Origin of the sequence: Halomonas sp. THAF5a (genome assembly GCF_009363755.1) — a bacterium.
Taxonomy (GTDB): domain Bacteria; phylum Pseudomonadota; class Gammaproteobacteria; order Pseudomonadales; family Halomonadaceae; genus Halomonas.
In genome coordinates this window covers 2,881,045-2,900,952 of record NZ_CP045417.1, presented here as the reverse complement: position 1 = coordinate 2,900,952, position 19,908 = coordinate 2,881,045, and the positions used below count along the sequence as shown (strand labels likewise).

At 69.1% G+C, this 19,908-nt stretch carries 17 protein-coding genes; 12 read left to right on the top strand and 5 right to left on the bottom strand.

The window, feature by feature from the left end; all coding sequences use genetic code 11:
• Nucleotides 1-57 precede the first annotated feature (57 nt).
• A complete protein-coding gene (locus FIU83_RS13155) occupies nucleotides 58-1,209 on the top strand; it encodes an App1 family protein (RefSeq protein WP_253939471.1) in 1,152 nt (383 codons plus the stop codon).
• A 44-nt stretch (nucleotides 1,210-1,253) separates the two neighbouring features.
• On the opposite strand, the gene cmoB is transcribed toward FIU83_RS13155, so the two are convergent.
• Both cmoB and cmoA read right to left on the bottom strand, forming a co-directional pair.
• Nucleotides 1,254-2,246: a tRNA 5-methoxyuridine(34)/uridine 5-oxyacetic acid(34) synthase CmoB gene (gene cmoB, locus FIU83_RS13150; RefSeq protein ID WP_152484465.1), complete on the bottom strand. Its 993-nt coding sequence runs from the start codon at nucleotides 2,244-2,246 to the stop codon at nucleotides 1,254-1,256.
• Nucleotide 2,247: 1 nt separating this feature from the next.
• Entirely contained in the window at nucleotides 2,248-2,991 is a 744-nt protein-coding gene (gene cmoA / locus FIU83_RS13145) for a carboxy-S-adenosyl-L-methionine synthase CmoA (protein WP_152484464.1), read from the bottom strand.
• Between the two features lie 86 nt (nucleotides 2,992-3,077).
• Between cmoA and pgi the strand changes: the two genes are divergently transcribed.
• The 8 genes from pgi (at nucleotide 3,078) to leuA (ending at nucleotide 13,985) form a co-directional block, all read left to right on the top strand.
• Entirely contained in the window at nucleotides 3,078-4,760 is a 1,683-nt protein-coding gene (gene pgi, locus FIU83_RS13140; protein ID WP_152484463.1) for a glucose-6-phosphate isomerase, read from the top strand.
• Between the two features lie 28 nt (nucleotides 4,761-4,788).
• Entirely contained in the window at nucleotides 4,789-5,433 is a 645-nt protein-coding gene (locus FIU83_RS13135) for a YqiA/YcfP family alpha/beta fold hydrolase (protein ID WP_152484462.1), read from the top strand.
• Between the two features lie 3 nt (nucleotides 5,434-5,436).
• On the top strand, nucleotides 5,437-7,317 hold the full coding sequence (parE, locus tag FIU83_RS13130; RefSeq protein WP_152484461.1) for a DNA topoisomerase IV subunit B: 1,881 nt from the start codon (nucleotides 5,437-5,439) through the stop codon (nucleotides 7,315-7,317).
• A 265-nt stretch (nucleotides 7,318-7,582) separates the two neighbouring features.
• Nucleotides 7,583-9,835: a DNA topoisomerase IV subunit A gene (gene parC / locus FIU83_RS13125; RefSeq protein WP_152484460.1), complete on the top strand. Its 2,253-nt coding sequence runs from the start codon at nucleotides 7,583-7,585 to the stop codon at nucleotides 9,833-9,835.
• A 1-nt stretch (nucleotide 9,836) separates the two neighbouring features.
• Complete coding sequence (gene serB, locus FIU83_RS13120) at nucleotides 9,837-11,066, top strand: phosphoserine phosphatase SerB (RefSeq protein ID WP_152484459.1); 1,230 nt, start codon at nucleotides 9,837-9,839, stop codon at nucleotides 11,064-11,066.
• Complete coding sequence (locus FIU83_RS13115; RefSeq protein WP_152484458.1) at nucleotides 11,063-11,920, top strand: ion transporter; 858 nt, start codon at nucleotides 11,063-11,065, stop codon at nucleotides 11,918-11,920. The genes serB and FIU83_RS13115 overlap by 4 nt, the downstream gene beginning before the upstream one ends.
• A 153-nt stretch (nucleotides 11,921-12,073) precedes the next feature.
• Nucleotides 12,074-12,235, top strand: a complete 162-nt coding sequence (locus tag FIU83_RS17485; RefSeq protein WP_172976084.1) for a hypothetical protein — start codon at nucleotides 12,074-12,076, stop codon at nucleotides 12,233-12,235.
• A gap of 43 nt (nucleotides 12,236-12,278) precedes the next feature.
• Nucleotides 12,279-13,985 (top strand): 2-isopropylmalate synthase, encoded by a 1,707-nt coding sequence (gene leuA / locus FIU83_RS13110; protein WP_152484457.1) that lies wholly within the window; start codon nucleotides 12,279-12,281, stop codon nucleotides 13,983-13,985.
• Between the two features lie 158 nt (nucleotides 13,986-14,143).
• Here leuA and epmB read toward each other — a convergent pair whose 3' ends face one another.
• Nucleotides 14,144-15,181: an EF-P beta-lysylation protein EpmB gene (epmB, locus tag FIU83_RS13105; RefSeq protein WP_152484456.1), complete on the bottom strand. Its 1,038-nt coding sequence runs from the start codon at nucleotides 15,179-15,181 to the stop codon at nucleotides 14,144-14,146.
• A 109-nt stretch (nucleotides 15,182-15,290) separates the two neighbouring features.
• On the opposite strand from epmB, the gene efp reads away from it, so the two are divergent.
• Both efp and epmA read left to right on the top strand, forming a co-directional pair.
• A complete protein-coding gene (gene efp / locus FIU83_RS13100; RefSeq protein ID WP_152484455.1) occupies nucleotides 15,291-15,857 on the top strand; it encodes an elongation factor P in 567 nt (188 codons plus the stop codon).
• Nucleotides 15,858-16,046: 189 nt separating this feature from the next.
• A complete protein-coding gene (epmA, locus tag FIU83_RS13095; protein WP_152484454.1) occupies nucleotides 16,047-17,033 on the top strand; it encodes an EF-P lysine aminoacylase EpmA in 987 nt (328 codons plus the stop codon).
• Between the two features lie 9 nt (nucleotides 17,034-17,042).
• Here epmA and FIU83_RS13090 read toward each other — a convergent pair whose 3' ends face one another.
• On the bottom strand, nucleotides 17,043-18,296 hold the full coding sequence (locus tag FIU83_RS13090) for a DUF1887 family CARF protein (protein WP_172976083.1): 1,254 nt from the start codon (nucleotides 18,294-18,296) through the stop codon (nucleotides 17,043-17,045).
• 27 nt (nucleotides 18,297-18,323) lie between these two features.
• On the bottom strand, nucleotides 18,324-18,614 hold the full coding sequence (gene csx16, locus FIU83_RS13085; RefSeq protein WP_152484452.1) for a CRISPR-associated protein Csx16: 291 nt from the start codon (nucleotides 18,612-18,614) through the stop codon (nucleotides 18,324-18,326).
• Nucleotides 18,615-18,790: 176 nt separating this feature from the next.
• On the opposite strand from csx16, the gene FIU83_RS13080 reads away from it, so the two are divergent.
• Nucleotides 18,791-19,903 carry a hypothetical protein gene (locus tag FIU83_RS13080; protein WP_152484451.1) on the top strand — a complete coding sequence of 371 codons (1,113 nt, stop codon included), beginning with the start codon at nucleotides 18,791-18,793 and terminating at the stop codon, nucleotides 19,901-19,903.
• Nucleotides 19,904-19,908 lie beyond the last annotated feature (5 nt).

Sequence of the window (19,908 nt, the reverse complement as noted above, 5' to 3'; positions counted from 1 at the left end):
CGGAGAGCCGGCCATGGGCGACAGGATGCGATCCGATCTCGCGACAGGGTGGCCGGCATGATGCCGACGCTGCGTCGCACCGCCCTGTTCGTGAAGCGGCTGACGGGAGGCCTGGCCCGGCCGATGAAGCACCCCCAGGCCAGCAGCGGCCTGACCGTGACCCCCTATCGGGGCTTCGGCTCGCGGCGAGAGGCCTTCCTCACCGGCCGCGTGTTTCACCAGGCGCCGCTCGTCCGAGGCATACCGCGTCGCGGCTTCCTGCGCGACCTGGTCGACGTGGGCCGACGCATCGCCCGACGTGGCGTGGCCGAGGCCAGCGTCGACATCCGCCTGGGCGACAATCACGCGACCGTGACCACCGACCGCGACGGCTACTTCGAGGCCCGCCTGCCGCTCGCCTCGTCACTGCCCCGCGATCGGGTCTGGCACCTCGCCGAGCTGTGGGTCACCGCGGCCGAGGAGGGGGCGGTGCGTGACGACGTGGAGGTCTTCATCCCCGTGTCCGAACCCGACCTGCTGGTGATCAGCGACATCGACGATACCGTGGTCTACACCGGCGTGGCCGACAAGCTGCGCATGCTCTATCGGCTGTTCATCGAGCAGCCCCATCAGCGCATGGCCTTTCCCGGCGTGGCGGCGCTCTACCAGGCCCTGCACCGCGGCGCCGACGACCAGGGCGAGCGCCCCATCCTCTACGTGTCGCGGGGCCCCTGGGCGATCTACGAGATGCTGGAGACCTTCTTCCAGCTCAATCGCATTCCGGTCGGGCCGATCCTGTTCCTGCGCGAATGGGGCCTCTCCCTGCGCCACCCCTGGCCGCGTCGGGCCGAGGCGCACAAGGAGCAGCTGATCGGCCGCATGCTGGCGACCTTCGAGGGGGTGCCCTGCGTGCTGATCGGCGACAGCGGGCAGCACGACCCCGAGGTCTACACCCGCATCGTCGAGGCCCACCCCGGACGCGTCCAGGCCATCTACATTCGACGCGTGGATAAGCGGGAGGATCGCCAGCGCGCCATCCAGGGGCTCTGCGACCAGCTGCGCAACACCCGCTGCGACCTGGTGCTGGCCGCCGACAGCGTGCTGATCGCCGAACATGCCGAGGCCCAGGGTTTCATCTCCGAGCACGGCCTGGCGGCCGTGCGCCGCGAGGCGGCCACCGCACCTGGGGATGACGGGCCCGAGGAGTCGGGGCCGGGCGATGCCGGCTGAGGCCCGGGGCCGTCCATGATGCCCCGCCGATCGCCACGCCCGGGTCAGTGCGGCCGATTGGCGATCACCACCGCGCGGCGCGGGGCGGGGTAGCCCTCCCGGGTGCGGGTCGGATCGTCGGGATCCAGGAAGTCGGCCAGCGACTGGAAGGTCATCCAGTCGGTGGCGCGCTGCTCGTCGGTGGTGGTCACCGCCTCGTCGACCACCCGCACGTGCTCGAACCCGCCGCGCTCGAGCCACTGGCAGAGCGCGGCGGAGGAGGGCAGGAAGTAGACGTTGGGCATGGCGGCGTAGCGCTCCCCGGGCAGCAGCACCGTGGTGGCGTCGCCCTCGACCACCAGGGTCTCCAGTACCAGCTCGCCGCCCGGGCGCAGGGCCTCCTTGAGCTGCACGAGATGCTCCAGCGGCGAGGGGCGGTGATAGAGCACGCCCATGGAGAACACCGTGTCGAAGAAGGCGAGCCGTTCGGGCACGTCCTCGATGCCCACCGGCAGGAAGTGGGTGCGGTGGCCGTCGGCGTCGCCGACGAAGTGGCGCACCGCCCGGAACTGCCAGAAGAAGCGCGGCGAGGGATCGATCACCAGCGCGAAGGCGGCCCCGGCCCCGGCCATGCGCCAGGCGTGATAGCCGCTGCCGCCCCCCACGTCGAGCACCCGACGGCCGGCGAGCGGTGCCAGGTGCGGCGCCACCCGCTGCCACTTCCAGTCCGAGCGCCACTCGGTGTCGATGGTCACCCCGCCGAGGTCATAGGGGCCCTTGCGCCAGGGCATGAGCTTACGCAGCAGGTTCTCGGCCTGGCGGCGCTGGCTGTCGGTCAGCGCCGCCTCGACCGTCACCGTGTCGGCGTCCAGGCGTACCTCCCGGGTGTCGGGCAGCGCGGGGAGCTTGGCCACGGCCTTCTCCCAGGCCGGCAGGTCGCCGTAGCGCTGGCGGTCCAGCCCCCGGGCCAGCTGCTCCGGCAGGCGGGCCAGCCAGGTCTCCAGGCCCTGGTCGAGGAAGGCGCGATAGAGGTCGCGGTGTTCCGGCGCGATCGGCATGTCAGGTGTCCTTGAAGGCGATCAGCGAGGCGAAGTTGAGGAACTGGAACCAGGTCTGGCTGCGCGGGAAGCCGGCCCGGGCCAGGCGGGCGTGATGGCTCTCCAGGGTGTCCGGCACCAGCACGTTCTCGAGCGCCGTGCGCTTCTGGCTGATCTCCATCTCGCTGTAGCCGTTGGCGCGCTTGAAGTCGTGGTAGCGCTCGACGAGCCAGGCATTCTCCTGCTCGTCGGCGGCCTGGACCTTCTCGGAGAGCACCAGCACGCCGCCGGGCTCCAGGGCGGCGTAGAGGCGGGCGATCACCGCCTCGCGGTCCTCGGGGGCGAGGAACTGCAGGGTGAAGTTGAGCACGATCATGCCGGCGGGGGCGTACTCCAGCCGGCGGATATCGCCCTCGAGCACCTCCATGGCATGGTCGGGGCATTCCGCGGCCAGGGTCTCCCGGGCACGGGCGACCATGGCCGGCGAGAGGTCGACCCCGGTGTAACGGAAGGCCTCCGGCGGCAGGCTGCCGGCCAGCGCCAGGCCGGCGGCGCCCAGCGAGCAGCCGAGGTCGTAGACCTGGGCGCCGTGGCGCAGGTGGCGGCCGGCGATCAGGCCCAGCATGCCGAGAATCTGGCCGTATCCCGGCACCGAGCGGCGAATCATGTCGGGAAAGCAGGCGACGACCTGCTCGTCGAACGAAAAGCGCGCCACCCGGTCCAGGGGTGTCGAATAGATCGCGTCACGGTAAGATGCGTCACTCATGGAACAGGCCGGATGTCGTGGGGAAAGGGGCGCTATTCTACGCTTCGCCCGCATCGGCTGCACGACAGGACGTCAAGGAGACTCCCATGACCCACACCACTATCGATCAGCAGGGTGCCTGGCAGGCCCTGGCCGACCATGCCGAGGGCATGCGCGCCACGCACCTGAGCGAGCTCTTCGCCGTCGAGTCGGGGCGCCATGCCGCCTTCACCCGTCAGGCGGCGGGCCTGACCCTGGACCTCTCCAAGCAGCGCTGGGACGCCGAGACCCTGTCGAAGCTGCTCGATCTCGCCCGGGAGGCCGAGGTCCCCGAGGCGATCCGCGCCCTGCTCGCCGGCGAGCGGGTCAACCGCAGCGAGGATCGTCCGGCCCTGCACACCGCCCTGCGACTGCCGGCCGAGGCGAGCCTGGTGGTGGAGGGCGAGGACCTGGTGCCCTCGGTGCACGCCACCCTGGAGCGCATGGCGACCATGGTCGAGCGCTTCCACGCCGGGCAGTGGCGGGGCGCCACCGGCAAGGCGATCTGCGACGTGGTCAACCTCGGCGTCGGCGGCTCCGACCTGGGGCCGCTGATGGTGACCCATGCCCTGGCCGACTACCGGCCCCAGGGCGTGCACACCGTCGATGTGCACTTCGCCTCCACCATGGACGGTTCCCAGCTGGCCGACTACCTGGCCCGGCTCAACCCCGAGACCACGCTCTTCGTGCTCTCCTCGAAGTCCTTCACCACCATCGACACCCTCTCCAACGCGCGCACCGCCCGGGACTGGCTGATGGCGCGCCTGCTGGGCGAGGACGGCGAGGAGGGCGTCGACGCCGAGCTGGTCCTGCAGCAGCACTTCATCGGCATCTCGGCGAGCCCCGAGAAGATGAGCGAGTGGGGCATCGCCGAGGCGCATCAGCTCGAGTTCTGGGAGTGGGTCGGCGGGCGCTACTCGCTGTGGGGCGGCATCGGCCTGCCCATCGCCCTGGCGGTGGGCATGGCAAACTTCCGCGAGCTGCTCGCCGGCGCCCACGCCCTGGACACCCACTTCCGCGAGGCGCCCCTCGAGGACAACCTGCCGGTGCTGCTCGCCCTGGCGGGCATCTGGAACGTCAACTTCCTCGACGTCCGCGCCCACTCGATCCTGCCCTACGACGGCCGGCTGGAGTACTTCGCCGCCTACCTCGAGCAGCTGGAGATGGAGTCCAACGGCAAGTCGGTGACCCACGACGGCCAGCCCGTCGGCTACTCCACCTGCCCGGTGCTCTGGGGCCAGCTCGGCCCCAACGCCCAGCACGCCTTCTACCAGCTGCTGCACCAGGGCACCCAGGCGGTGGAGTGCGACTTCATCGCGCCGCTGGTGCGCTACGAGGACGTCGAGGACCCGGCCACCCGGGACCACCTGATGAGCCAGCACCGCCTGACGCTGGCCAACTGCTTCGCCCAGTCCCGGGCGCTGATGCTCGGCGACCAGGCCATCGAGGAGCAGGGCGCACGCCCGGTGCACAAGCGTTATCGCGGCAACCAGCCTTCCAGCACCCTGCTGCTCGAGCGGCTGACTCCCGCGACCCTGGGCGCGCTGATCGCCCTCTACGAGCACAAGGTGTTTGTCCAGGCGACCATCTGGGACATCAACCCCTTCGACCAGTGGGGCGTGGAGCTCGGCAAGCAGATCGCCGGCGAGACCCAGCGCATCCTCGAGCATCACGCCGACGTCGCGACCATGGACGACTCCACCCGGGGCCTGATCGAGGCCGCCTGGGCGGCGGAACGCGGTTCGCGATGACACTGGCTGAATGTACAGGGGTTACGGTATGCTGAGCGCCGCACCGAGGGCGCGGGCGGCCAGCGGGGTGCTCTACCTGCACGGGTTCAACAGCGGCAGCGGCTCGCCCAAGGCGGGCCTGATGCGCGAGGCCTGCGCGCGACTCGGGCTGCCCTGTGCCACGCCGCAGCTGCCGCACCGGCCGCGGGCCGCCCTGGCCCTGGCCGAGGCGGAGCTCGCCGCGCTGGGGCCCGCGCCGCTGGTGGTGGGCAGCTCCATGGGCGGTTTTCTGGCCACCCTGGTCGCCGAGCACCACGACCTGCCGGCGGCGCTGCTCAATCCGGCGGTCGCGCCGGCCGGGCTGGTGGCCGACTGGATCGGCCAGCGCTTCGACAACGCCTATACCGGCGAGCGCTTCGCCATCGAGCCCGCGCACCTCGAGGAGCTCGAGGCCCTGACGCCCGCGCGGGTCACCCCCGGGCGCTACCTGCTGCTGCTGGGCACGGCCGACGAGACGCTGGATCCCCGGCGGGCCTTCGCCCTCTACCGGGGGGCGCGTGCCATCCTCCACCCGCGGGGGGATCACGGCTTCGCGGCCCTGGCGGACTACCTGCCGGCGATCCTGGCCCACGGCGGCCACGCCCTGGCACCGGCGCGACAGGGCGACAAGAACGATCGTAACCACTTTGGGTGATGCATGACGCAATACAGTGCCAGCTCCATCGAGGTCCTCTCCGGCCTCGAGCCGGTGCGCAAGCGCCCCGGCATGTATACCGACACCGCGCGGCCCAACCACCTCGTCCAGGAGGTCATCGACAACAGCGTCGATGAGGCGCTGGCCGGTCATGCCGGGGCGATCACCGTTCGCCTCTTCGAGGACGGCGGCGTCGAGGTCTCCGACGACGGCCGCGGCATGCCCATCGACATCCACCCGGAGCACGGCGTCTCCGGGGTCGAGCTGATCATGACCCGGCTGCACGCCGGCGGGAAGTTCTCCCAGTCGAGCTATCGCTTCTCCGGCGGCCTGCACGGCGTCGGGGTCTCGGTGGTCAACGCCCTCTCCAGGCGCCTGGAGATCGAGGTGCTGCGCGACGGCAGCCGCCACGGCATGGCCTTCGAGCAAGGCGAGAAGGCCTCGCCCCTGCAGGTGATCGGCAGCGCGGCGAAGCGCGCCCGGGGCACGGTGGTGCGCTTCTGGCCCGAGGAGGGCTACTTCGACAGCCCGAGACTCTCCCTGTCGCGGCTCAAGCACCTGCTGCGCGCGAAGGCGGTGCTCTGCTCGGGCCTCAAGGTCACCCTGATCGAGCCCGACGGCACCGAGAGCGTCTGGCAGTACGCCGATGGCCTGCGCGACTACCTGGCCCAGGCCACCGACGGCTATGAGGTGCTGCCGGCCTCGCCCTTCGTCGGCCACTTCGCCGACGACGAGCACGGCGTCGACTGGGCGATCCAGTGGCTGCCCGAGGGCGGCGAGGCGCTGCTCGAGAGCTACGTCAACCTGATCCCCACGCCCCAGGGCGGCACCCACGTCAACGGCCTGCGCGCCGGCCTGCTCGACGCCCTGCGCGAGTTCTGCGAGTACAGAAGCCTGCTGCCGCGGGGTGTCAAGCTGACCGCCGAGGACCTCTGGGAGCGGGTCTCTTACGTGCTCTCGGTGAAGATGCTCGACCCGCAGTTCGCCGGCCAGACCAAGGAGCGGCTGTCGTCGCGCACCGTGGCGGGCTTCGTCTCCGGGGTGGTCAAGGACGCCTTCTCGCTGTGGCTCAACCACCACGTCGATCAGGCCGAGGCGCTGGCCGAGCTGGTGATCAGCGCCGCCCAGCGCCGCCAGAAGAGCTCCAAGAAGGTGGCGCGCAAGAAGGTCACCTCCGGGCCGGCGCTGCCTGGCAAGCTCGCCGACTGCTCGGGCCAGGATCCGGCCGGCAGCGAGCTCTTCCTGGTCGAGGGCGACTCGGCCGGCGGCAGCGCCAAGCAGGCGCGAAACCGAGAGAGCCAGGCGATCCTGCCGCTGCGCGGCAAGATCCTGAACACCTGGGAGGTGGAGCCCCACGACATCTACGGCTCCCAGGAGGTGCACGACATCGCAGTGGCCGTGGGCATGGACCCGGGCAGCGACGATCTGTCCAAGCTGCGCTACCACAAGATCTGCATCCTCGCCGACGCCGACTCCGACGGCCTGCACATCGCCACGCTGCTCTGCGCGCTCTTCGTGCGCCACTTCCCGGCGCTGGTCGATGCCGGCCACGTCTTCGTGGCCATGCCGCCGCTCTATCGCATCGATCTCGGCAAGGAGGTGCACTACGCCCTGGACGAGAGCGAGAAGGCCGCCATCCTGCGCAAGCTCGAGGGCAAGCGCGGTACGGTGAACGTGCAGCGCTTCAAGGGCCTGGGCGAGATGAGCCCGCTGCAGCTGCGCGAGACCACCATGGCCGCCGAGACCCGCCGCCTGGTGCAGCTCACCCGCGAGGCCGGCGACGGCACCATGGAGATGATGGACATGCTGCTGGCCAAGAAGCGCGCCGCCGACCGCAAGAGCTGGCTCGAGGACTACGGCAACCTGGCGGACATCGAGGTGTAGCGCCGAGCTACAAGCACCAAGGCGAGCGGCACCGGGGACAGGCGCCGTGGACCAGAGCGAGAGGCGTCGGGAACAGGTTGAGAGAGGAGGTCCTACGCCAGGGATGGCGTCGGTAGCGCCCAGGGAAGGGTTCACAGCGCCTCCTCGACAACCGGTTGCCGAAATAGCCTCGAGCGGAATCGCCATCGGCGAAAGCGCTTGCCCGGACCGTTCGCGAGGTACAGCAGCCAATGATTTCTGGACACCCTGACTTAGGGCACACCGTATGACCATGGATATCCAGGTGGCGGAGGGCGATGTCGAGCGCCTCTCGCTGCGCGAATATACCGAGAAGGCGTACCTCGACTACTCGATGTACGTCATCCTCGACCGGGCCCTGCCCCATATCGGCGACGGCATGAAGCCGGTGCAGCGGCGCATCGTCTACGCCATGCGCGAGCTCTCGCTGTCGGCCAGCGCCAAGTACAAGAAGTCGGCGCGCACCGTCGGCGACGTGCTGGGCAAGTTCCATCCCCACGGCGACAGCGCCTGCTACGAGGCGATGGTGCTGATGGCCCAGCCGTTCAGCTACCGCTACCCGCTGGTCGACGGCCAGGGCAACTGGGGCAGCCCCGACGATCCCAAGTCCTTCGCCGCCATGCGCTACACCGAGGCGCGTCTGGCGAAGTTCTCCGAGGTGCTGCTCGCCGAGCTCGGCCAGGGCACCGTCGATTGGACCCCCAACTTCGACGGCACCATGAACGAGCCGGTGGTGCTGCCGGCGCGGCTGCCCCACGTGCTGCTCAACGGCGGCACCGGCATCGCCGTGGGCATGGCCACCGACATCCCGCCCCATAACGTGGGCGAGGTGGTCGAGGCCACCTGCCACCTGCTGCGCCATCCCGAGGCGACCACCGCCGACCTGCTCGAGCACCTGCCGGCCCCGGACTTCCCCACCGAGGCGGAGATCATCACCTCCCGGGCCGACCTGCGGAAGCTCTACGAGAGCGGGCGCGGCTCGGTGAAGCTGCGCGGGCGCTACGTGCGCGAGGAGGGCAACGTGGTGGTCACCGCGCTGCCCTACCAGGTCAGCGGCGCCAAGGTGCTCGAGCAGATCGCCGCCCAGATGCAGGCCAAGAAGCTGCCCATGGTGGCCGACCTGCGCGACGAGTCGACCCACGAGGAGCCGACCCGGCTGGTGATCGAGCCGCGCTCCAACCGCGTCGACGTCGAGGCGCTGATGGCGCACCTGTTCGCCACCACCGACCTCGAGAAGAACATCCGCGTCAACATGAACGTGATCGGTCTCGACGGCCGGCCGCGGGTCATGCCGCTGCCCGACCTGCTCGGTGAGTGGCTGCGCTTCCGCCGCGCCACGGTGCGCCGGCGCCTCGAGCATCGCCTGGGCAAGGTCGAGGACCGCCTGCACATCCTCGAGGGCCTGCTGGCCGCCTACCTCAACCTCGACGAGGTGATCCGCATCATCCGCGAGGAGGACGAGCCCAAGCCCGCGCTGATCGAGGCCTTCGGCCTCAGCGACCGCCAGGCCGAGGCGATCCTCGAGCTGCGCCTGCGCCACCTCGCCAAGCTCGAGGAGATGAAGATCCGCGGCGAGCAGGACGACCTCGAGGCCGAGCGCCAGCGCCTGCAGGAGCTGCTGGGCAATGAGGCCAAGCTCACCGACCTGATCGAGACCGAGCTGCGCGAGGCCGGCGAGGCGCATGGCGATGCGCGCCGCTCGCCGCTGGTCGAGCGCCAGGAGGCCAAGGCGCTCTCCGAGGTCGAGCTGGTCGGCGCCGACCCGGTCACCGTGGTGCTCTCCGAGAAGGGCTGGATCCGCAGCGCCAAGGGCCACGAGATCGATCCCGCCGGGCTCTCCTACAAGGCCGGCGATCGCTTCCACCTCGCCACCCGGGGCAAGACCAACCAGCCGCTGGTGCTGCTCGACGACACCGGCCGCGCCTACACCCTGCAGGCCCACAACCTGCCCAGCGCCCGCGGCCAGGGCGAGCCGGTCACCGGCCGGGTCAACGTGGTGGCCGGGGCGCACATGGCGGGGCTGATGCTGGCGCCGCCCGAGACCCGCTACCTGCTCGCCTCGGACGGCGGCTACGGCTTCGTCGCCCGCCTCGAGGAGCTCACCGGCAAGAACAAGTCCGGCAAGGCGATCCTCTCCGTGCCCAAGGGCTGCAACGTGTTGCCGCCGGTGGCGGTGCCGGCCGCCGAGGGCGCCAGCGTCGCGGCGGTCTCCAACGAGGGTCGGCTGCTGGTCTTCCCCCTCGAGGCGCTGCCCGAGATGGCCAAGGGCAAGGGCAACAAGATGATCGACATCCCCGGCGCCCGGGCCGCCCGTCGCGAGGAGTTCCTGCGCGACCTGGTGGTGCTGCCGGCCGGCGCCGCCCTGGTGGTGCATGCCGGCAAGCGCAAGCTGACCCTCAAGGCGGCGGACCTGGACTACTATCGCGGTGAACGCGGCCGGCGGGGCAGCAAGCTGCCGCGCGGCCTGCAGAAGGTCGACCGCCTCTACGTGGAAGAGTGACATGACGAGACGACTGCTGATCCGTGCCACCGGCCCGGCACGCCCCGGGCAGCTGGCCGGCCTGGGCAAGGCGCTGGCCACCAGCGGCGCGCGCCTGCTGGACATCAACCAGAGCGTGACCTTCGGCATGCTCTCCCTGGAGGCCCTGGTGGGCCTCGCCCACGAGAGCGACCTGGAGGCGGCGCTGGCCGCGGCGGGCGACGAGCTGGGCCTCGACGTCCAGGCGCTGCAGGTCGGCGCCGAGGAGTACCAGCGCTGGAGCTGTCAGGCCAGCCAGCCGCGGCTGATCCTGACCCTGCTGGCGCCGCACCTGCCCGCCGGGATCCTCGCCGAGGTCGGCGCGCTGACCGCCGAGCACGGCCTGACCGTGGAGCTGATTCACCGCCTCTCCGGCCGCGAGCCGCTGGACGGCGGCGTGCCTGGCGATCACGACGCCATCCAGGGCGCCTGCGTGGAGTGCTGGCTCAGGGGCGAGGAGGTCGACCTCGACGCCCTACGCGAGAAGGCCCTGGCGCTCGGCGCCATGCACGGCGTCGACATCGCCCTCCAGGAGGACTCCATCTGGCGTCGTCATCGCCGCCTGGTCTGCTTCGACATGGACTCGACCCTGATCCAGGCCGAGGTGATCGATGAGCTGGCGCGCCGCCACGGCGTCTATGACGAGGTGGCCGAGGTCACCGAGCGGGCCATGCGCGGCGAGCTGGACTTCCAGCAGAGCTTTCGCGAGCGCATGGCCAAGCTCAAGGGCCTCGACGAGGCGGTGCTTGCCGAGATCGCCGAGTCGCTACCGCTGATGGACGGCGTCGAGCGGCTGATGCGCCAGCTCAAGCGGCTCGGGTACCGCACCGCCATCCTCTCCGGCGGCTTCACCTACTTCGCCCGCCACCTCCAGCAGAAGCTCGGCTTCGACGAGGTGCACGCCAACGAGCTGGTGATCGAGAACGGCCGGGTCACCGGCGAGGTGCGCGAGCCGATCGTCGACGCCGATCGCAAGGCGACGCTGCTGGCCGAGATCGCCGCGCGCGAGGGGCTCGCCATGGAGCAGACCATCGCCGTGGGCGACGGCGCCAACGACCTGAAGATGCTCGCCGCCGCCGGGCTCGGCATCGCCTTCCGGGCCAAGCCGCTGGTGCGCCAGCAGGCCAGCCACTCGATCTCCACCCTGGGGCTCGATGCGGTGCTCTACCTGATCGGCTATCGCCAGGGCGACCTGGAGGAGCCGGCGCGGTGAGCACGACCTTCGAGACCTGGCGGGGCCACTTCGAGCGGCTGCGCGCCCACAAGGCCTTCGAGCTGACGGTCATCACCATCATCATCCTCTCGGCGCTGCTGATCGGCGCCAAGACCTACGAGGAGACCGGACGCTTCGAGCAGTGGCTGCTGGCCATGGACGTGGCGGTGACGGTGTTCTTCCTGGTGGAGATCCTGATCCGCATGGCCGCCGAGAAGCGCCTGCGCGACTTCTTCCGCCGGGGCTGGAACATCTTTGACTTCCTGATCGTGACCGCGAGCCTGATCCCCCTGGACGACTCGGAGATGGTGCTGCTGGCGCGGCTTTTGCGCATCTTCCGGGTGCTGCGCCTGGTGTCGATGATCCCGGAACTGCGCGTGCTGATGGCGGCGTTGGTCAAGTCGATCCCCCGCATGGGCTACGTGGCGCTGCTGATGTTCATCATCTTCTACATCTACGCGGCGCTCGGCAGCTTCCTGTTCGCCGAGGTCGACGAGGCGCTCTGGGGCAACATCGCCATCGCCATGCTGACCCTGTTCCGGATCGCCACCTTCGAGGACTGGACGGACGTGATGTACGCCACCCAGGAGCTGCACGCCTGGAGCTGGATTTACTACCTGACCTTCATCTTCCTGACCGCCTTCATCTTCCTCAACATGATGATCGGCATCGTGCTCGACGTGATGCAGAAGGAGAGCGTGCAGATGGAGATCGAGAACGGGGAGGGCGAGGCCGCGGAGCTGCACGGGCTGCGCGACGACGTGCGCTCGCTGCGCGACCAGCTCGATCGCATGGAGGCGGCGCTGGGCACCCGTCAGGCGCCGGGGGAAGTTGACAGGCGCGGCGAAGACTGATCTTCTAGGGGTATGACCATGACATCGCGCGACCTCGTTCTCGACCTACGACTACCCCTAGCCCGCCGCTGAGCGCGACGGGCGGTGCCGTTCGCATCGCCGTCGCCTCGCCCGCCGCTAGCCAGTACGTCCCGGTCGAAACGAGGTTGCAGCATGTCCACCACCCGCAGTACCCGCACCATGAACATTGCCGTTGTCGCCGTCGTCCACGTGTGCCGCCAGGCGTCTCGTGCGTGCGCGACAATCGCCGACTGCTCGACGCCCCGTCCGCCCCTGGCCGACGGGGCGTCGCTGTTTCCGTCCGATCGTCGTTGACGACCCCTTACCCAACGCCGCCTCATCCCGGGAGAACGCCACCATGATGCTCGATAACCCTGCCACCAAGTACCGCCCCTTCGTGGCCGTCGACCTGCCCGACCGCCAGTGGCCGAGCCAGCGCATCGAGACGCCGCCCCAGTGGTGTGCCGTCGACCTGCGCGACGGCAACCAGGCGCTGATCGACCCCATGGACCAGGAGCGCAAGCAGCGCCTCTTCGACCTGCTGGTCAAGATCGGCTTCAAGCAGATCGAGGTGGGCTTCCCCTCGGCCTCCCAGACCGACTTCGACTTCGTGCGTACCCTGATCGAGGAGGACAGGGTGCCGGACGACGTCCAGATCCAGGTGCTCACCCAGGCCCGCCCGCACCTGATCGATCGCACCTTCGAGTCGCTCAAGGGCGCGAAGAACGCCATCGTCCACGTCTACAACGCCACCGATCCGGTGTTCCGCCGCGTGGTCTTCAACGTCGACAAGCCCGAGTGCATCCAGATCGCGGTGGACGCCACCACCCGAATTCGTGAGCACATGGCAGCGGCGCCGGAGACGAACTGGACCTTCCAGTACTCGCCGGAGCTCTTCTCGACCACCGAGATGGACTTTGCGGTGGAGATCGTCGACGCCGTGGAGGCCACCTTCGGCGCCAGCGCCGAGGCGCCGATGATCGTCAACCTGCCGGCCACCGTGGAGTGCGCCACGCCGAACAACTACGCCGACCAGGTGGAGTGGTTCTGCCGCCACGTCGCCAAGCGCGACCACCTGATCGTCAGCGTGCATCCGCATAACGACCGCGGCACCGGCGTGGCGGCCGCAGAGCTCGCCGTCATGGCCGGCGCCGACCGCGTCGAGGGCTGCCTGTTCGGCAACGGCGAGCGGACCGGCAACGTCGATCTGGTCACCCTGGCCATGAACCTGTATACCCAGGGCGTGCACCCGCGGCTCGACTTTTCCAACATCACGCCGATCATGCGCGAGGTGGAGTACTGCAACCAGCTGCCGGTGCACCCGCGCCACCCCTACGTTGGCGACCTGGTGTTCACCGCCTTCTCCGGCTCCCACCAGGACGCCATCAAGAAGGGCATGGCGGCGCGCCGCGAGGCCGAGAGCGACTTCTGGGAGGTGCCCTACCTGCCCATCGACCCGATGGACGTCGGCCGCAGCTACGAGGCGGTGATCCGCGTCAACAGCCAGTCCGGCAAGGGCGGCATCTCCTACCTGCTCGAGCAGGAGCACGGCATCGAGCTGCCGCGCCGGCTCTCCATCGAGTTCAGCCAGGTGGTCCAGGAGGTCGCCGACCGGCTGGGCCGCGAGATCACCTCGCAGATGATCTACCAGGCCTTCGTCGACGAGTACCTGGAGCAGCGCGAGCCCTTCGCCCTGATCAGCCACCGCATGTCCTCGGAGCCGGACAGCCCCACCGTCAGCCTCGAGGCGACCATCGAGGAGCGCGGCGAGCGCCGCACCATCCAGGGGCAGGGCAACGGCCCGCTGGCCGCCTTCGTCAAGGCCCTGGCCGCCGAGGGCCACGACGTCGAGATCATCGACTACCACGAGCACTCCCGCGGCCAGGGCGCCGACGCCGAGGCGATCGCCTACGTGGAGGTGCGCGTCGGCGGCGAGGCGGTATTCGGCGTGGGCACCGACGAGAGCATCACCAGCGCCTCGATCAAGGGCGTGATGAGCGCGATCAATCGCAAGCTCTCCACCGAGGCGCCGGCGGCCAACGTCACCGCCGAGACGCTGGTGTAACAGCGCCGAGCGCCGAGTGATTAGCGCCTAGCGACAAGCGAACCCCGAAGGTCACGACCTTCGGGGTTCGCTTTTGTTGGGATAGGTGTATGTTTTGGCCGCTTGGCCGCTTGGCCGCTTGGCCGCTTGGCCGCTTGGCCGCTTGGCCGCTTGGCCGCTTACAGCGGCGTCTTGCTGGCCTCACCGGGGATCTCCCGGACCAGTCGCGGCATCAGGAAGCCCGGCAGCACGTCGCGAAGCTCGGCGACCAGCTCGCGGGCTTCCTCGTCGCCGACGTCGAAGTGGGCGGCGCCGGCCACCGGGTCGAGCACGTGCAGGTAGTAGGGCAGGATGCCCGCCTCGAAGAGCCGCTCGGAAAGGTCGGCCAGGGCGCCGACGCTGTCATTCACGCCGCGCAGCAGCACGCTCTGGTTGAGCAGGGTCACCCCGGCCTCGCGCAGTCGCCGGCAGGCCGCCACCACCGCCTCGTCGATCTCCTGGGCGTGGTTGATGTGCAGCACCATCACCGTCTGCAGCCGCGTGGCGGAGACCCAGTCGAGCAGGGCCCCGTCGATGCGGTCGGGAATCACCACCGGCAGGCGCGTGTGGAGGCGCAGGCGCTTGAGGTGGGGGATGGCCTCGAGCCGCTCGACCAGCCAGGCAAGCCGACGGTCGTTGGCCGCCAGGGGATCGCCACCGGAGAGGATCGCCTCGCGGATCGTCGCGTCGTCGCGCAGGTAGGCGAGCGTCTCCTCCCACTGCGCTCGGGAGGGGCTGTTCTCGTCGTAGGGGAAGTGGCGGCGGAAGCAGTAGCGGCAGTTCACCGCGCAGGCGGGGCTCGCGATCAACAGCACCCGGCCGGCGTACTTGTGGATCAGTCCCCTGGCCGGGGTGTGCTCGGCCTCGGCGAGGGGGTCGGCCACATAGCCGGCCACCGGGCGAACCTCCTCCACGAGCGGCAGCACCTGGCGCAACAGGGGGTCGGTGGGGTCACCGGGGCGGATGCGGGCGAGGTAGGCCTCGGGCACCCGTACCTCGAAGAGCGCATGGCCGCGCTCGGCGCCATCGTGCCAGGCCTCGTCGAGGCCCAGGCGGCGGCAGAGCTCGCGGGGATCGCGGATCGCCCCGGCCAGCTGGGCCTGCCAGCGCGCCTGCACGGACAGGGGGTGCGCCTCCGGGGCGGGGCGCTGCAAAAGGGCGCTGCTTCGGGTTATCATGCGGTTCACCAGTCAATGCGTACGGGGGATCGAGCCCCCGTGACACTTCCTCTGCTTGCGCGTGTCGCCGGCGTCGGCCGGTGGCACGCTTGAATATGGATCAGCGATCATGGCGAACTATTCTACCAACGAATTCAAGGGCGGTCTGAAGGTGATGCTCGACGGCGATCCCTGCAGCATCGTCGAGAACGAGCTCGTCAAGCCGGGCAAGGGGCAGGCCTTCAACCGCGTCAAGCTGCGCAACCTCATGACCGGTCGCGTCCTGGAGCACACCTTCAAGTCCGGCGACTCCCTGGAGGCCGCCGACGTGATGGAACTGGAGATGGAGTACCTCTACACCGACGGTGACATGTGGTACTTCATGAAGACCGACGGCTCCTTCGAGCAGTACGCGGTGGAGAAGCGTGCCCTGGGCGACACCGAGAAGTGGCTCAAGGAGCAGGTGCCCTACACCGTGACCCTGTGGAACGACAACGCCATCAGCGTCACCGCGCCGAACTTCATCGAGCTCGAGGTCACCGAGACCGACCCGGGCCTCAAGGGTGATACCGCCCAGGGCGGCTCCAAGCCGGCGACCCTCTCCTCCGGCGCCGTGGTTCGCGTGCCGCTGTTCATCAACGAGGGCGAGGTGCTGAAGGTCGATACTCGGACCGGCGAATACGTCTCCCGCGCGTAAGGCTTGCAAGGCATGAGCGGCGACGGGGGCAGGCCGAGCGGAGGTCCTATGCCAGGGACGGCATCGGTAGCGCCCAGGGATGGGTTCACAGCGCCTCCGCGCAGGCCTGTCGCCGGATAAGCCGCAGCTCTGCACTATGAAGGCCACGCTGATTCGGCGTGGCCTTTGTCGTTCCTGGAGGAATCCTCGATGACCATCGACTGGCGCCCGAGCGCCGAGATCGCGACCCTGCGCGAGCGCGCGCGACTGATTGCCGAGGTGCGGGCCTTCTTCGCCGAGCGCGAGGTGTGGGAGGTGGAGACCCCGGTGCTCGGCCACGGCGGCAGCACCGAGGTGCACCTGGCCTCCCTCTCGGCGGAGGCGACCACCCCGGCCGGCTGCGAACGGCTGTGGCTGCAGACCTCGCCGGAATTTCACATGAAGCGCCTGCTGGCCGCCGGCTCGGGGCCGATCTTCCAGCTGGCGCGCAGCTTCCGCGACGGCGAGGTGGGGCGGCGCCACAACCTCGAGTTCACCATGCTGGAGTGGTACCGCCCGGGGCTCGGCCTCGAGGCGCTGATCGAGGAGACCGCCGCCCTGGTGATGCGGGTCCTCGGGCGAGGGGCGGAGGATGAACCGGGGCCGCTGCGCCGGCGCCGCTACCGCGAGCTCTTCCGTGAGGCGCTGGGCATCGATCCCTTCTCGGCGAGCCTGGAGACGCTGCGCCGGCTGGCCGGCGAGCGGGGAGGGCTCTCGATGGCCGACAGCGATCGCGACGGCTGCCTGGACCTGCTGATGAGCTTCGTCATCGAGCCTGAGCTCGGGCGCGACGGCCTCGACGCGGTGGTCGACTATCCCGCCAGCCAGGCCGCCCTGGCGCGCCACCGTCGCGACCCCGAGGATGGCGCCTTGGTTGCCTCGCGCTTCGAGCTCTACCTCGGCGGGCTCGAGCTCGCCAACGGCTACGACGAGCTCACCGACGCCGCGGAGCAGCGCGCGCGCTTCACCGAGGACAACGCCTCCCGGCGCGCCCTGGGGCTTCCCGGGGTGGATGTCGACGAGCGCCTGCTGGCGGCGTTGGAGAGCGGCCTGCCCGCCGGCAGCGGCGTGGCGCTGGGGCTCGACCGGCTGATCCAGCTGGCTCTGGGCAAGGCGAGCGTCGCCGAGGTGATGGCCTTCGCCACGCCCCGCGCCTGAACATACGGCTCAGGCCGGCCAGCGGCCCGCTTCGATCCAGTGGCGAATCTTCTCGGGGAACTGCTTGACCCCGGCGCCATCCAGCACGTTAATGCCCATGCTCCTGGCGCGCTTGACGTTCCTGTCGTGCTGATCCCCACCGCCAAAGGACCGGGCCGAGAGCAGCACCTTGGTGCCGAACAGCCCTGAGGACTGATCGGCCAGGCTGTGCAGCTTGTGCAGCACCTCCTGGTCGGAACCCGGTGCCAGCCGACTGGTCTTGCACTCGATGATCAGCATGCGATTGCGGTGCACCGTGACCAGGTCGAACTCGTTGCGAATATCGTCCTTGGGGGCCGACTCGTCGGTGACCTGGGCACCGCAGTAGATATCCTCCAGGCCGGCATCGCGGGCACAGTGCCAGGCGTATTCCTCGATCCAGCCGCCGCTCAGGTACTGGGCGCCCTCCAGGCTGGGAAAGCCCAGGTGTCGCGGATCACTGGCGGACCACTCCATCAGGCAGGCCTCGTTGAGCCGAGTCAGCGCTTCGCGCCAGGGCTTGGCCGGATGCTGGCTCAGCGACTGCTCCCATGCCCCTTCATTGAGTTTATCGGGGGTCTGGCGATTGCCTTGGTTGATCACCGGCGTCTTGCCCTTTTCGTCCGCCAGGATCAGATAGTTCAGCGTGCCGAACAGTCCTTCGAGCGCATCGGCATGCTTGCCAAGATACTTGGTGACCGCCTTGCGCTGTTCTCCCCTCTCGCGCCAGCTTGGATCGTCGGAGAGCGCCTGACGCAGGCGCTTGCCATTGGCCCGCAGGTAGAGCTCGCAGCCGAGCACCGGCGCGATGGGAGTGTTCTGAAAACTGGCGGGACTCAGCTCCGAGCCGAGCTGATAGATAACGCCGGCGTCGGAGTCGGTATAGAGCATCGTGGCGTCACACACGCGCATCGCCTCCTGGAACAACAGCCCCATCAGCTTGGTGCCTCCGGTCATGTCGAAGGTGATCCGCATCTCCTCGCCGGCCTCGCGCCGGGCCTCGAGCTGATCGGCCAACTCGAACGCAAAGTGACTGATCTCTGCGGGGTCGGTATCCGGCAGGCCGGTCTTCAGTTCGACATGGGTGTGGGGAAGCTGGGTATCCAGCAGTGCCGCCAGGCGTTCGCCCGCCTTGACCATGCGCTGGCTGGCCACCAGCACGATCTGCTCGGGCTCAAGCTGCAGCAGGGGAATCAGGTTGGCTTCCAGGCGGCCGGTGACCAGGGTGACATGCAGTTGCGGCATGCGTATCTCCTCCATGAGCGTGAGTTGTTATGGCTCGTATACCACGAAGCGGCACAGCCTGGCATCCAGCTGCTCAAGCTGGTCGACGCTCAACTCCTGGCCGCGCAGGCTGGCGGGCATTGTCAGGCTGAGATGCCAGTACTCTGCCCCGCGGGCGCACACCGCTGCGGCCAGATGGATCGGCAGGGTGCCATAGACCACATCTCCCGGAGCGATCTGCTCGAGCTTCAGGTGGCCGTGAAAGCGATCCACAGAAATCTTCTGGCGGGCCAGCCAGCGGGCGGCGCCGGGGTGTCGGCTGACGAAATGTCGCGTCATGGAAAGCCTCCTTGCCTGTTGGGCGTACTGTCGATGGCGCCCAGTCTGTCCCGGAGCGTTGCAGTCGACGGCTGTGAAAAATTTTCCTTGAGCGGCATCGGCACGCCAAATTTTCGCTCCCGGCGCCACGGGCACTTGCTCGGCACTCTGAGGGCAGATCCGCCGCCGGAGTCGCCATGTCCTCGTCTTCTCACCAGCTCGCCAGCCGGCGTCACTACCGTGCCATGCCGGCGCCGATGGAACTGCTGTCGATGGCCTGGTCCGAGGCCTCCACGGCGGCCAACGAGGTGGGAATCGACCTCGATGCCTTGCGCCGAGCGCTTCCCGCTCCTGGCACCCTGATGAAGGGCGCCCAAGTGCCGGTGCTGGATCGTAAGTATCGTCACACCTGCAGCGTGCTGTTCCATGTTAACCGCCTGCCCGGCGGCTACGAGTGGCCATTCCTGCGTTTCACCACCTTCAAGCACGGCGGCCTCCAGCGGGACTTCAACGGCTTGCGTTGGTGGCGCGACATCGGCGCACGCTTAGCCGGCGGCCTCGAGCCTTCTCTGTCGCGCTGCAGCTCGGAGGCGCCGGCGCGCGCTGCGCTTCGCCATCGCCAGGAACAGGCTTGGCGGCTCAAGCGCTTTCAGCGCTGGCACCAACGCTGGCAGCTGGCCGAGCCGTTGCAAGGCTGGCACCCATGGGTGAAGGAGCGTCTCGGCTGGCATGCCGACGCGACGCTGCTGGGGCATCTTGACCTGCGGTACTGGCCACGGGCCGACGGCTACACCTTGATGGCGCCCCTGGAGAATGCATTGGGTAACCCGGCGGGCTATCAGTTGCTGCATGCCACTCCTGGCCAGCCGAGCGTCAAGCGCTTCTGCCTGCCGGAAGAAGGCGCCAGTGCAGGCAGTTTCGTGCGTCTTCGTTCTCGTGAGTCAGGCAGCCTGATCAAACGACCAGTGGCAATCTGCGAAGGCCTGGCGACCGGCCTGAGTCTGGCGCTGGCGTGGCCCGCCGAGATCCGTATGGCGCTGACGGCAGGCAATCTGGCTCGTGTGCGCCGAGGAATCGTGGGGCCGGCGGTGTTCTTCTGCGACCAGGACCTCTGGAAGCCCCATGTCGGCAATGTGGGCCGCGACAAGGCACTGGCCGCCATGCAAGGCGGGGATATGCTGCACGGTCCCGAATTCCACCCTTGCAGCCTGGCATCGAGGCCGACCGACTATAACGACCTGCTGTGGCTGGAGGGCCGCGATGCCCTGTGCGAGCAGGTCGGTCGGGCCTGGATGCTGTGGCCGTCGTGATGGCG

Bases quoted from the DNA above. Each gene is read 5' to 3' on its own strand.
- serB (WP_152484459.1), top strand. From the start codon at position 9,837: ATGACGAGACGACTGCTGATCCGTGCCACCGGCCCGGCACGCCCCGGG.
- FIU83_RS13155 (WP_253939471.1), top strand. From the start codon at position 58: ATGATGCCGACGCTGCGTCGCACCGCCCTGTTCGTGAAGCGGCTGACG.
- pgi (WP_152484463.1), top strand. From the start codon at position 3,078: ATGACCCACACCACTATCGATCAGCAGGGTGCCTGGCAGGCCCTGGCC.
- parC (WP_152484460.1), top strand. From the start codon at position 7,583: ATGACCATGGATATCCAGGTGGCGGAGGGCGATGTCGAGCGCCTCTCG.
- epmA (WP_152484454.1), top strand. From the start codon at position 16,047: ATGACCATCGACTGGCGCCCGAGCGCCGAGATCGCGACCCTGCGCGAG.
- FIU83_RS17485 (WP_172976084.1), top strand. From the start codon at position 12,074: ATGTCCACCACCCGCAGTACCCGCACCATGAACATTGCCGTTGTCGCC.
- efp (WP_152484455.1), top strand. From the start codon at position 15,291: ATGGCGAACTATTCTACCAACGAATTCAAGGGCGGTCTGAAGGTGATG.
- epmB (WP_152484456.1), bottom strand. From the start codon at position 15,181: ATGATAACCCGAAGCAGCGCCCTTTTGCAGCGCCCCGCCCCGGAGGCG.
- FIU83_RS13135 (WP_152484462.1), top strand. From the start codon at position 4,789: ATGCTGAGCGCCGCACCGAGGGCGCGGGCGGCCAGCGGGGTGCTCTAC.
- leuA (WP_152484457.1), top strand. From the start codon at position 12,279: ATGATGCTCGATAACCCTGCCACCAAGTACCGCCCCTTCGTGGCCGTC.
- cmoA (WP_152484464.1), bottom strand. From the start codon at position 2,991: ATGAGTGACGCATCTTACCGTGACGCGATCTATTCGACACCCCTGGAC.
- FIU83_RS13080 (WP_152484451.1), top strand. From the start codon at position 18,791: ATGTCCTCGTCTTCTCACCAGCTCGCCAGCCGGCGTCACTACCGTGCC.
- FIU83_RS13090 (WP_172976083.1), bottom strand. From the start codon at position 18,296: ATGCCGCAACTGCATGTCACCCTGGTCACCGGCCGCCTGGAAGCCAAC.
- csx16 (WP_152484452.1), bottom strand. From the start codon at position 18,614: ATGACGCGACATTTCGTCAGCCGACACCCCGGCGCCGCCCGCTGGCTG.
- parE (WP_152484461.1), top strand. From the start codon at position 5,437: ATGACGCAATACAGTGCCAGCTCCATCGAGGTCCTCTCCGGCCTCGAG.
- cmoB (WP_152484465.1), bottom strand. From the start codon at position 2,246: ATGCCGATCGCGCCGGAACACCGCGACCTCTATCGCGCCTTCCTCGAC.